We start from the raw sequence: 12,253 nt of genomic DNA, 5'->3' as shown, positions 1-12,253 counted from the left end.
TCAGTCGAGCAGCATGACCTGCGTGTCGCGCGCGCCCCGGTACGGGTTGCGGCCGTGCGCGACCAGCATGTTGTCGACGACGAGCACGTCGCCGGCCTGCCACGGGAACGCGAGCTCCTCGTCGTCGAACGCGTCGTAGATCGCGACGAGATCGTCGAACGGCATCGGCGACCCGTCGCCATAGCGGATCTCGTACGGGAAGGCGGCACGCCCGCCGTACATGCGCTGCAGGTAGCGGTAGCTGAGCTCGCCCATCGAGCGCGGGTTCGGGTGCTGCGCGCTCGCCTGGTTGAACCACACGGTCTCGCCGGTGCGCGGATGCGCGCGCAGCGCACTGCCGACGTGCGACACCGTCACGCTGCCGTCGTCGAGCCAGCGGCAACCGACGCCGCGTTCCGCGCACAGCCGCTCGACCTCGTCGCGCTCGGTCGTGCCGAACGCGTCGTCCCACGGCCGGTGGTATTCGGCGAACGGCATGCCTGGATTGGCGGCAAGGCCGTCCGCGCGCTCGCCGGGCGCCGCGAAATTGCGCAGGTACATCACGCCGCGTTCGGCGAACCGCTCGCGCAGCGCGGCCGGCACGCGCGCCGTCACGCGCCGCATGTCGCAGATCGGCGTCTCGCCGCCCGCATCGGCCGGCTGCCGGCAATAGAACGCGACGAGGCGCGGGAACGCGGGCATGTAGGCCATCTCCTGGTGCAGCCCGATCTTGAACGGCGGCGGCATGCGGGTCGACTCGTACACCTGGCCGTCGATCTGCTTGCGCGGCGCGGCGCCCGCCGTGTAGCCGTTCGCGTGCGCCGGATACAGCGCGCCGAGGTGGCCGAACGCGGCGGTGTCGGGCACCGCGAAGCCGCGCCACAGCAGCGCGCCGCACGCGTCGAGCAGCGTGTCGATCGTGTCCAGCCGCGAGCGGTACCACGCGACGAACATCTCCGGCGAGGTCGCGAGTTCGGCGCTGCGCGGCGTCACGCACAGCGGCAGCGTCGCGCCGGGCGCGACCGCCGAGCAGTGCACGTCGTCGGCACCGAGCCGCGCGGCGGCGTGCGCGGCGAGGAAGGTGAGGTCGGTCATCACTCAGGCCAGCGCCGGTTTCTTCAGCAGGATCTCGAAGCCGAGCGCGCCGAGCCCGGCGCTCGGGCTGTAGATCGACGCGACTTCCGCGAGACCGGCTTCGGCGACGAGCGCATGCGCTTCGTCGAGCGTGATCTTTTCCTCGACGTGAGTCGGCGGATAGTTGGCGGCGGCGCGCATCTCGGTGAAGCGGTCGAGCAGGTGCTGTGGCGCGTCGCGGCGCATGTCGTGCACGAGCGCGATGCCGCCCGGCTCCAGCACGCGATACATCTCGGTGAGGCTCAGCGCCTTGTCGGGCAGGTGGTGCAGCGTCGCGCGGCCGACGGCCATCGTCAGCGTGCCGTCGTCGAACGGCAGCGCGAGCGCGTCGCCGACGCGCATCTCGATCGTGTCGTCGAGATCGAGTTCGTGGATGCGCGGGCGGCCTTCGTCGAGCATCGCGGGATCGAGGTCGATGCCGACGTAGCGCCAGCCGCGCATCGCCGGATCGGTCGCGAGCCGCACCGGCACGACGCCGGTGGCCGTGCCGATGTCGGCGATCACGCCGGGCGTCATCCCGCGCGCGAGCTGGCGGATGCGGCTGATGAACAGCAGGTCCCACGGTTCGAGCGTTTCGGTGGCGAAGCGATCGTAGTCGTTCGCCGGGCGCAGGTTCTTGAGCAGCATGACGTTCCTTTTGCAGAAGGGTGCCGAAGGGAGGAAGGGATCACAGCCAGCCGACCGGCACGGCGGCCAGCAGCCGTCGCGCGGTCGCGCTGTTGACGCCGAAAGCAGGGCGGCGGCGGCGCTCGACCGCATGCGCGGCCATCGCCGCGATGCGCGCGCCGAGCCCGACGCCGACACCCCATGACGGCGCGGCGACACCGAGTTCGAGCAGCGTCGCGGCCGTCAGGAAATCGATGTTCGGCCGCAAGGCACGGCGGGCGTCGGCCTGTGCGCAGCACGCGTCGAACAGCGTCACGTATGCGCCGTCGAAGCGTTGCGCTGCGAACAGGGCACGCATGTGCGGCGGACGCGGGTCTGCGACGAACAGCGGATGGCCGAAGCCGTACAGCGTGTGTTTCGCGTCGAGCGCCGCATCGATCGCCGCGCGCCCGGCAGCGTCGAGCGCGGCGGGCGGTGCATCGGTGCCGCCCGGGATGAACTGCGCGAGCGCGGCGAGCCAGTGCATCGCTTCGAGCGCCGCACCGACGTGCGACGGCCCGCTCGCCAGGAAACCGGACGCGATCGCCTGCGTGAGCGTGACGCCGGTGCCGATCGCGACACGCGGTGCGAGTACGGTCGGCGTGATGTAGCCGAAGCCGGCGTGCCACGCGACGAGCAGCATGTCCATCGCCGCTTGCGCCGGCGCGTCGGTGCGCGTCGCGCCGGTTAGTACGAGCATGCGTTGTGCCTGGTTCGACGTGCCGGCGAGCGATGCGGTGAATGATTCGCTGCGTGCTGCAAACGGACGGCCTTCGATCGCCGCATGCAGCAGGAACGGCGCGGCGGCCGCGCACAGCAGCATCGTGTCGAGATCGGCGTCGTCCGGCGCTTCGCCGTGCACGCGTTCGGTCGAGTCGTCGAAGCCGCGCAACAGCCCGGACGCCGCTGCAAATACCGGCGCGACACCCGCCGCGCCGAGATCCGCGGCGACGGACTGCGCAGCCGAGCCGGGTGCCAGCGCATCGGCGAATGCCGCGAGCCGCGCGCGGATCGCCGCCTCGTGCGCGCGATGCTCGGCGCTGCCGGGCGCGACGTCGAACCACAGGTGCGCGAGCGCGCCTTCGAACGTCGTCGCGCCGATCAGCGCGTTCAGGTCGAGATCGCGTACGCGCAGCGCTTCGGGTTCGAGCGTCGCGCCGTCGATGTCGGTGCCGCGATGGCGGGTCGCCGGACGGCCGAGCAGGTTGCGCGGCGCTTCGCCGGTCGAGGTGGTCGAGGTGGCCGTGGCGGTCGAAGCGCTCGTGCCGGAATCGAGAGTCGTATCCATGTCATTCCACCTGCGCGAGTTCTTCGCTGCTGACGCTGATCGCCGCATGCGCCATCGCGGCGATCACGGCCGCGTGCTGGTCGACGACAGGCAGCACGTTCGCGAAGTAGTAGCGCGCGCTTTTCAGCTTGCCGCGATAGAACGCGAGTTCGGCCGGCGTGTCGGCGGTGTCCGGCGCGTCGAGCCGGCGCGCGGCGATCGTCGCCGATTCGAGCAGCACCCACGCCGACGTGACGACACCGAACATCTCGAGAAAGCGCGTGTAGAACTGGCTGCTGCGGTGCGTGTGACCGTCCTGCACGTCGCGCGCGATGTCGTCGAGCGCGGCGGCGATCCGGTCGGCACCCGTGCGCAACGCGTCGAACAGCGGGCGCAGCTCCGCATGCGTGCCGGTGTGATGCTGGCGCGCGAGGAACACGTCGAGTTCGTCGCGGTAGTACTGGATCAGCCGCGAATGACGGCCGAAGCCGAGCTTGTCGCGCACGAGATCCTGCGCCTGGATGTAGTTGGTGCCTTCCCAGATCGACAGGATCTTCACGTCCCGCGCGTTCTGCTCCACGGGGCTCGCATCGGTATAGCCGAGCCCGCCGTGCACCTGGATCGCGGTCTCGCAGATCCGCCACGCCTGATCGGAGATGAACGCCTTGCAGATCGGCGTCAGCAGCAGCTGCAGCTTGCGGTGGCGCTCGATCTCGGCCGGGTCGGCGTCGGGCGCGGCTTCGAGCATCGCTGCGCGCGTGGCGGTGGCGGCGAGCTTGCCGAGCAGGCCGCGGCAGCCGTCGACGCGGCTCTTCATGTCGACGAGCATGCGCTGCACGTCCGCGTGTTCGACGATCGCGACGCGTGCCGCATGGGTATTCGACGCGCGCTCGATCGGCCGGCCCTGCAGCCGGCGGCCCGCATACTCGACCGCATGCAGGTACGCACTCGACGCGACGCCGACGCCGAACATCCCGGTGCTCATCCGCGCCTGGTTCATCAGCGGCATCAGCTGCAGCAAGCCGACGTTGCGCCGGCCGCCGAGCAGCCAGCCTTTGGTCGTGCCGTTCGCGCCGAACACCAGGTGCGTGTTCGCGCAGCCCTTGAGCCCCATCTTGCGCGGCAGGCCGATGCAGTCGACATGGTTCGGCTGCAGTTCGCCCGTTTCCTCGTCCGGCCAGAAGCGCGGCACGACGAGGCACGACAGCGAGAAGGAATCCGGCGACGCAGTGTCGATGCGGCCGAGCACGAAATACAGCGTGTTCTCGGTCAGCTCGTGCATGCCAGCGGAGATATAGACCTTCTCGCCGTCGATCGCATAGATGTCGCGTTCGAGCGGCGTCGCGCGCAGCGCGACCGCGGTGAGGTCGGTACCGGCCTGCGGTTCGGTCGCGCAGAAACATGCGTCCCAGCGGTACGCCTCGAGCGGCGAGATCAATGCCTTCTGGTGCGGCGTGCCGTGCATCTGCAGCAGCTTGATCGCGGGGCGCGTGAAGCCGCCGTACGTCATGAACGACGGGTTCGCGCCCATGAACATCTCGTAGATCATCTGCGTGACGATCGGCGGCAGCCCGTGCGCGGTGCCGAACAGCGTGTTCGACCATTCGTCGCGAAACCGCGCCCACAACGCGTGGAAATGTGACGGAATGCGCACCTGGCCGTCGTCGAGCAGCGTGCAGCCCTCGGCGTCCGCCTGCTGGTAGCTGTGGCCGAGGTCGAGCGCGAAGTCGCGCGCGCGTTCGAGCAGCGCGTCGATCGACGCGCGGTCGTGCGTACCGTAAGGGCTGTGTTCCGTCAGGAACCGCTGGTCGGCTTCGAACAGCTCCCACAGAAAGAAGCGCAGTTCGCGCAGGCTCACCTTGTAGGCGCTCATCACGCGTCTCCTTCGATATCGAGCGCGGCATCGAGGCCGCCGGCGAGGTCGACGACGGCCGCCGCCGCCGCGCCATGCAGTGCCGCGTCCCACACGAGTACCGTGCGGCGTTCGCCTTCGTCGAGTGCGCCCGCGAGCCGGATCAGCGCGGCCGCCGATTCGGCGGACGACAGGTGGCCGGCGGCCTCGTGCTGGATGCGTGCGGCGACGGGAATCGACGCGGCGTCGGCCACGCGCGCCGCGAAGCCGGGATCGAAACCAGGCGGCACGCACCAGTCGATCTGACTGGCGCGCAGTCCAGCCATGTCGAGTGCGCGGCGGATCGCACGCGCGGCGACCGGCGCGAGCGTGTCGCGCAGCGCGCCCGGCGCGTCGGCCCACGGATCGGCGATCGACGGCCCGAATTCGACCGCAACGGACCGCACGCCGCCCCAGTCGGCCGGTTCGGGCGCCGGGCCCGCACGCGACACGAGCAGCGCGGCGGCCGCGTCGCCGTAGCCGACCAGGTCGCCGAACTGGCGGAAGAACGGGTAGAGCCACTTGTCGCTGAGGATCACGAGCGCCTGGTCGCCTTCGTCGAGCAGGCCGTCGAGCAGCATCAGCGCCGAATACCAGCCGAGCGTGCCGTTCTGGCCGAGCGCGAACGGCGTCACGTGCTGCAGGCCGAGCTCGTACTGCATGCGGCCGACGACCGAGTCGCCGATCCCTTCGTTGAGCGCGCAGCTCGCGACGATCACGTGGGTCGTGCGGGCCAGTTGCCCGGAGCCGAGCTGGTCGCGCAGGTCGAGCGCCGCATCGGCGGCGAGATCGGCGAGGCTGCGCCCGGGCGGCGCGACCCGCAGCGTAGGCCGTCCGCCCGGCGCGAGGCGCGTGCCTTCGTCGGGCGTCAGCGCACCCATCCCGCGCGGCCGCGCGAAGCGTGCCTGCGGCAGCAGCAGGTGGCGGTAGCCGGGATGGCGTTCCTGCGCCTGGATCGCGCTGAACACCACGGCGGGCGGCAGCACCACGACGCCGCCCGACAGGGCCAGCGTGCCGGGCTCGGCGACGCGGCGCGCGCCGAGGCAGGTTTCATCGAGCGTCGACAGGGTCATGCGGCGGTCTCCTCGTTCGTGCGCGCGAACGCGTCGCGATACTGGTTTTTCAGCGCGGGGCGGTCGATCTTGCCGTTCGGGTTGCGCGGCAATGCCGGCATCGGCTCGACGACGAGCGGGCTCATGTAGGTCGGTAATGCGTCGCGACAGGCGCGCGCGATGTCGGCGCGGCATGCGTCGGCGTCGAGCGTCGACACGACGCACGCGGCGATCGCCTCGCCGAGCGATGCGTGCGGTACGCCGAACACCGCCGCCTCGCGGATGTGAGGCAGCGCGAACAGCACGTCCTCGACTTCGGTCGGGCTCACGCGATAGCCGGAGGTCTTGATCATGTCGTCGCCGCGCGCGACGAAATACAGGTAGCCGTCCGCGTCGCGGCGCACGATGTCGCCGGACCACACGGCGACGTCGGGGCGCGGGATCTCGCCGTGCCGGCGCGGCAGTGGGCGAAAGCGCTGCGCGGTCAGCTCGGGCCGGTTCCAGTAGCCGAGCGTGACGAACGCGCCGCGATGCACGAGTTCGCCGGGCTCGTCGGCCGCGCATTCGCTGCCGTCCGAGCGCAGCACGAGGATGTCGGCGTTCGGTACGGCCTTGCCGATCGATGTCGGGCGCAGTGCGGCGTCGGCCGGCGCCAGGTACGTCGAGCGGAACGCTTCGGTCAACCCGTACATCAGGTACGGTGCGGCGTTCGTGAACAGCGCCTGCAGGCGGTGCAGCAGCGGCGTCGCGAGATGGCCGCCGGTGTTCGCGAAGCGGCGGATCCGCGTGCGCGCCGTATCGCTCCAGCCGGCGGTCGCGAGCTGCATCCACAACGGCGGCACGCCGGTGATCGACGTCACGCCGAACGCGTCGCAATGGCGCGGCACTTCGGCGGGCTGCAGGAAGTCGAGCGGTGCATAGCACGCGCCGGAGGCCAGCGCGGTCGTGAGCTGGCTCAGGCCCGCGTCGAAGCTGAGCGGCAGCACGCCGAGCACGACGTCGTCGTCGGCCAGCCCTTGGTACGCGGCGACGCTGTACGCGCCCGACACCAGGTTGCGGTGCGACACGACCACGCCTTTCGGCTTGCCGGTCGACCCGGACGTGTAGAGCAGGGCGGCGGGATCGTCGTCCACCGGCCGGCCGGAGAGGGCCGGTTCCGGTGTGTCGGTGCCGGCCGCGTTGATCGCATCGGCCAGTTCCTCGATTAGCATCGCGCGGGCGCCGACGAGCGCGGCGAGCGCAGGCAGGCGCTTCAATCGCTGCACGCCGGTCATGAACAGCGCCGCGCCGCTGTCGGCGACGATGTGTTCGATCTGCGCTTCCTTCAACTGCGGATTGACCGGCACGAAGATCGCGCCGAGCGCGTTGGCCGCGAGCATCGCGACTACGGTTTCGATGCGTTTCGGCGCGTAGATCGCGACGCGCTCGCCGGGCTGCACGCCGCGCGACGCGAGCGCGGCGGCGGCACGGCGGACCGCGCGTGCGAGCTGTTCGTAGGTTATCGTGCCGCCGCCGTCGGCATACGCGGGATGTTGCGGCCAGCGCGCGGCGCCATGTTCGAGCAGGTCGGCGACGCTGATCAGGGCGTTCATGATCGGCTCCTCTCTCAGGTTGGTCTAGGCAGGCCGCACGTACACGTGCGCGGCTTCGTGGGACAGGAAATGCGCCATCGAGTACGTGCGGTGATACGCGCCGCAGCGCGCGAACACCGCGATGTCGCCGACCTGCGGCGGGGCGCCCGTATCGTCGCGGCCGATCACGTCCGCGCGGCTGCAGGTGCTGCCGACATAGATCGTCGGCACGCCACGCGCCGGCTGCGCGGGCGTGCGGCGCACGAGCGACGGCGCGGCGAGGCGGCGCATCACCGATTCGGTCTGCGCGAGCAGGAACGCATGCGACAGCCCGCCGTCGCAGACGGCGATCGTGCGGTCCTGCCACGTCTTCACCGCGACGACGCGCGTCGCGAACACGCCCGCATCGGCGAAGATCGCCCGGCCGGATTCGTGTGCGAGCGAGTACTGGCCGGCCAGCGGGGCGAGCGCGGCGGCATAGCGCTCGAACGCGGCGTCGCCCGGGTGATCGTCGGCGAAGCCGCCGCCGAGGCTCAGCGACGCGAGCGGGGCGCCGTTGGCGGGTGCGAGATCGCGGGCGAGCGCCGCGAGCCGTTCGGGCAGCACGAGCGTGTCGGGTTGCGTCGCGTCCTGGCGGATGAACGAATGCGGGCCGGAGAACACGTGCAGCCCGGCTACCGGCAGGCCGGCGGCGGCGAGCGTGCGCACCGCGTCGTGCGCCTCGTTCGGCGTCATCCCGAAGTGGTCGTGCCACAGCGCGCGCGCATCGTCGCCGGCCAGCGCGCCGGCATTCACGCGCAGCAGGACCGGGCCCGGCGTGCTGCCGCCGGCCGCCGCCTCGCGCGCCAGCGGCACGAAGCGCGCGACCGCGTCCGGGTTGTCGAGCACGAAATGGCAGCGTGACGCGAGCCCGGCGCGCATGAACATCTCGTCCATCGACGGGTTGTTCAGGTAGCGCGCCGTCTTGATCCGGCCGATCACCGCGTCGAGCTCACCGCGGCTCGCGAGTTCGACGCCGTCCTCGTATGCATGCGCGCAGCGCGCGAGCATGTCCTGGTTCGGGTTCGCCTTCAGCGACACGATCAGCCGCGTGCCGAGCCGCGCCTTCAGCGACCGGTAGCGCGCGATCGCGACTTCCGGCTCGTACACGTAGCACGGCGTGCGCAGGTCGGCGATCCACGCGTGGTCACCGGCGGGCGGAAGCGGGCGCTCAGGCGTCATGGCGGCCCACCGGATGGAGCGTGGCGGCTGCGTACGCGCCGCAGTTCGACTGCATCACGCCGAGCACGCGCTGCCCGCGCGCGACCGCGTCGAGCCCGACGTCGGCCAGGTTGATCGGGAAATCCGAACAGCACGCGTGGCCGCGCGCATGGATGTTTTCCGCATAGAGCCGCTCGGCCGGCACGCGCATCGCGCGGCACAGCGCGTTCCAGCCGGGCAGGTCGGCGTTGTGCGGCAGCACGAGTTCGTACGCGTCGAGCGCGTGCGGCTCGAGCGCGACCGCCGCGTCGATCGCCTTGCGCGTGTACGGCCACTCCATCATGATCAGGTCGGCCTCGTTCGCGGCGACGGTGTCCGAGCCGCGGTGCCATTTCGCATGCGTCTCGATCGCGATGCCGCCGAGCCGGTTCTTCGTGCTGTTGCGCGCGATCAGCATCGCGGCAGCGCCGTCGCACTGCACGCCCGTCATCTGCCGCATCCGGTAATCCTCGCCGTACACGCGGTCGGACGATACGACGAGCGCCGCGTCGAGCTGCGGATAGCGGCGCATCAGCGCGCGCACCGTCTCGATGCCGGCCGCGACCGACACGCAGTTCAGCTGCGCGACCGAGCCGAGCCACAGCGGCTCGATGCCGAGCTGCGCGGCCAGCTCGTGCGGCAGGCTACGCGGCGCGGGCGGCACGCTGAACTGCTGCGTGTGCACGTGCACGATCGCGCCGATGTCGGATGGATGCACGCGCGCGGTGTCGAGCAGGCGGCCGGCCGCTGCGATCGCGAGATCGGTCTCGCTCGTGTCGAGCGCCATGTGGAAATAGCGGCTGCCCGAGTGCGCGATCGCCGCGGCGCGCTGCGCCGGGTAGTCGCGCTCGGCGGCCCAGGCCTCGATATCGACGGGCAGGCCCGGCAGCTCGTAGGCCACCGCGTCGATGCCGATCCAGAAGCCGGTGTCGCGGGATGCTTGGGAGGCGTTCGTCGTCATGGTTCAGTTGAGCGGCATCGCCGCGTAGTCGAGGACGTCGAGTTTTTCGAAGGTGGCCTGCACTGTCGGCGTGAGCAGGCCCATTTCGCGGATCGTCGGCACCAGGCGCCGGAAGATCGAGCGGCGGATCGAGCTGGAGACCGGCGACTCGCGCACCATCGCGCTGCATTCGCGCTTCGACAACCCCATCGGTTCCCAGATGTCGTCCGCGCACAGGTGCTCGTACAGCACGGCCGCGCCTTCGCAGACGAACTCCTCGCGCTCGCGCAGCTCGACCGCGCTCATCTCCGCATACACGCGGCACAGCGTGATCCGGCCCACCGCGAAGTGACGCGCTTCGTCGCGCTGGATCCGCACGAACAGGTCCTTGATGAACGGATCGGTGCTGTACGCGACCACGCTCTGGAAGATCGACAGCGCGATGCCCTCGACGAGCACCTGCATCCCGAGGTTCGTCATGTCGAGTGCGCTGCTCGTGATCGTGTCGTGCAGCAGCCCCTTCAGCGAGCGGCTCATCGGGTAGCTGACGTCGAGCTTCTCGTTGACGAGCTTCGCGTAGGCCTCGACGTGGCGCGCTTCGTCCATCATCTGCGCGGCCGCGCACAGCCGCGCGCTCAGGCCGTTCTCGGCCGATGCGAGCTTCGATGCGCAGATCAGCGCGGCCTGCTCGCCGTGCAGGATCTGCGACAGCAGCCAGCCCTGCGCGTGATGGCGCACCTCGCGCTTGTCGGCGTCGGACAGCTTGCCCCACAGTTCCGTGCCGTAGATCAGCAGCGTCGGGTCGGGCATGCCGAGCGGGTTCGCCGGGTCGAGATCGTGGCTCCAGTCGACATCGGTCGCGACGTCCCACTGCGCGGCCTTCGCCTTTTCGTACAGCCGGTTCAGCGCCTCTTCGCGCAGTTCGTAGTCGTTCGACATCAGGGCGTCGACGGGCATCGACCAGCGAATGTCGGCCGTGTCCTGCATTACGGTGAGCGTGTCAGTCATTTCAAGGTCTCCCCGGCCGCGCGGCGGCGCCGGAATGATGGGCGGGATCGGTAAGCGTCGTGGCGGTGCCGCGCGGTGCGGCCGGGTGCGGATCGAGGCGGATCGCATACGACGGCCACGGGCCGCGCAGCTGCGCGTCGAGGGCATCGGCGAGCCGCGCGGGCCAGATCGCGCAGCACACGCGGTTGTCGCCGGCGAATTCCGCATCGCGCAGGATCCGGTCGCCGATCCATACGACCGGCGCGCCGCGCGCGGCATCGCGCAATGCTTCGTCGTACAGGTGCACGCCGAGCAGCACGTGCGGTGCGAGCAGTTCGGCCGGCAGCGCGCCGAAGTACGGCGCGCAGACTTCGATGAACACGCGTGCGTCCGGATGCACGGCGTCGCGGATCCGCGCGGTGATGTCCGAGAGAAACGCGAAGTACTGGACGTGGTCGAGCAGCACACGGCGATCGCCGCCGAGCGCATCGCCCGTATGCACGGCGCCGGCGTCATACACGTCGCCGGCCGTTTCCGCGAGCGCGGCGCGCGCATAGTCGGCCGGCGTGTCGAGCGGCATCCGGTACGCGCTTGCGGCAACCGCGACCGGCTGCCGCGCGTCGCGCTCGATCCGGTAGGTGAAGTGAACGGGTCGCACCATGTCACGCCTCGTCGTCGAGAGAAAACGTCGCGTCCGGCGCGAACGCGACGTCGGCGACCGCGTAATAGCCGTTCAGCGCGAGCGAGCAGACGGCCGCGCGGCGCGGCGTGTCGCCGTCGCGATGCGCGAGCAGCACCGACAGCCACGGATCGCTGCCGAACGCATGACCGAACAGCCCGTGGCCGTCCGGCAGCAGCGGGGTCTTGCCGACGGACGCAAGCAACGCGCGGCGCGACGTCGCGGGAAAGAACGGCAGCGCCGCCTGCAAGCCGGGGCGGGCCGCGCAGAAGGTGCGGATGTCGCGACCCAGCCGCGCGACGGCGCTGGCCGGCGGCGCGGCGTCCGCAAGCACCGACGGCGCCGACGGTGACGCTTCGCGGCCGATGTCGACGAGCAGCGTGCACACGCCGAAGCCCGACTGCCCCCACGCGGGGTTGCCGTGCCAGTACGTAAAGCCGTGCACGTCGATATCGACGATCTGCAGCAGCAGCGTGCGCGGCCCGGTTTCTGCAGCGGTCGCGAGCGTGCGGCGCAGCACGTAGCCCCAGCCCGCGCATTCGTACGAGCAGGTCATCCAGTCGGGCGTGTAGTCGTTCGCGCCGGCGAGTGCCTGTGCGAACACGCGATGCTGCGGCGAATCGTTCATCAGCAGCATCGACAGGATCGTCGAGCTGACCACGTAGTCGTCCGCGCCAACCGCGCCGCACAGCCGCTCGCGTTCGGCGCACGCGAGCGTGCCGATCGCGCGGGCCGTGTCGTCGAGCGGCACGGCCGCGCCGTCGCGCGACGGCGCGACGCGCCGGTACGCGAGCGCCTGCACGGTCAGCGCGGTCGCCGGGGCCGGCTGGGCGGCGGGGGCCGCCACGGTCGCAAGGGGCGCGAGCATC

General features: G+C 70.8%; 11 protein-coding genes. All 11 read right to left on the bottom strand.

Translation table 11 applies throughout. The features are described from left to right. From BCO18175_RS14005 to BCO18175_RS13955, 11 genes are read right to left on the bottom strand one after another with little or no spacing between them, the layout of a single operon-like run. Positions 1-1,074, bottom strand: coding sequence for a TauD/TfdA family dioxygenase (locus BCO18175_RS14005; protein ID WP_174981691.1), 1,074 nt, complete (start codon positions 1,072-1,074; stop codon positions 1-3). 3 nt (positions 1,075-1,077) lie between these two features. Continuing rightward, entirely contained in the window at positions 1,078-1,740 is a 663-nt protein-coding gene (locus tag BCO18175_RS14000) for a class I SAM-dependent methyltransferase (protein ID WP_174981689.1), read from the bottom strand. A gap of 40 nt (positions 1,741-1,780) precedes the next feature. Beyond that, the gene (locus tag BCO18175_RS13995) at positions 1,781-3,046 is read right to left on the bottom strand and encodes a citrate/2-methylcitrate synthase (protein WP_174981687.1); all 1,266 of its coding nucleotides are present in this window, start codon (positions 3,044-3,046) and stop codon (positions 1,781-1,783) included. A 1-nt stretch (position 3,047) separates the two neighbouring features. Next, positions 3,048-4,898 carry an acyl-CoA dehydrogenase gene (locus BCO18175_RS13990; RefSeq protein WP_174981685.1) on the bottom strand — a complete coding sequence of 617 codons (1,851 nt, stop codon included), beginning with the start codon at positions 4,896-4,898 and terminating at the stop codon, positions 3,048-3,050. Continuing rightward, positions 4,898-5,989 carry a hypothetical protein gene (locus tag BCO18175_RS13985; RefSeq protein WP_174981683.1) on the bottom strand — a complete coding sequence of 364 codons (1,092 nt, stop codon included), beginning with the start codon at positions 5,987-5,989 and terminating at the stop codon, positions 4,898-4,900. Before BCO18175_RS13985 ends, BCO18175_RS13990 begins: the two co-directional genes overlap by 1 nt. Further along, positions 5,986-7,560, bottom strand: a complete 1,575-nt coding sequence (locus BCO18175_RS13980) for an acyl-CoA ligase (AMP-forming), exosortase A system-associated (protein WP_174981681.1) — start codon at positions 7,558-7,560, stop codon at positions 5,986-5,988. The genes BCO18175_RS13985 and BCO18175_RS13980 overlap by 4 nt, the downstream gene beginning before the upstream one ends. Before the next feature lie 24 nt (positions 7,561-7,584). Beyond that, entirely contained in the window at positions 7,585-8,760 is a 1,176-nt protein-coding gene (locus BCO18175_RS13975; protein WP_174981680.1) for a PLP-dependent decarboxylase, read from the bottom strand. Continuing rightward, positions 8,750-9,739 (bottom strand): ketoacyl-ACP synthase III family protein, encoded by a 990-nt coding sequence (locus BCO18175_RS13970; protein ID WP_174981678.1) that lies wholly within the window; start codon positions 9,737-9,739, stop codon positions 8,750-8,752. Before BCO18175_RS13970 ends, BCO18175_RS13975 begins: the two co-directional genes overlap by 11 nt. A 3-nt stretch (positions 9,740-9,742) precedes the next feature. After that, positions 9,743-10,726, bottom strand: a complete 984-nt coding sequence (locus BCO18175_RS13965) for a ferritin-like domain-containing protein (RefSeq protein ID WP_174949553.1) — start codon at positions 10,724-10,726, stop codon at positions 9,743-9,745. Between the two features lies 1 nt (position 10,727). Next, on the bottom strand, positions 10,728-11,366 hold the full coding sequence (locus tag BCO18175_RS13960; RefSeq protein WP_174981676.1) for a hypothetical protein: 639 nt from the start codon (positions 11,364-11,366) through the stop codon (positions 10,728-10,730). A gap of 1 nt (position 11,367) precedes the next feature. Then, the gene (locus tag BCO18175_RS13955) at positions 11,368-12,252 is read right to left on the bottom strand and encodes a hypothetical protein (RefSeq protein WP_174981674.1); all 885 of its coding nucleotides are present in this window, start codon (positions 12,250-12,252) and stop codon (positions 11,368-11,370) included. Between the last annotated feature and the right edge of the window lies 1 nt (position 12,253).

It is taken from the genome of Burkholderia lata (assembly GCF_902499335.1).
GTDB lineage: Bacteria > Pseudomonadota > Gammaproteobacteria > Burkholderiales > Burkholderiaceae > Burkholderia > Burkholderia lata_B.
This window is presented reverse-complemented; position numbering and strand designations above follow the sequence as displayed.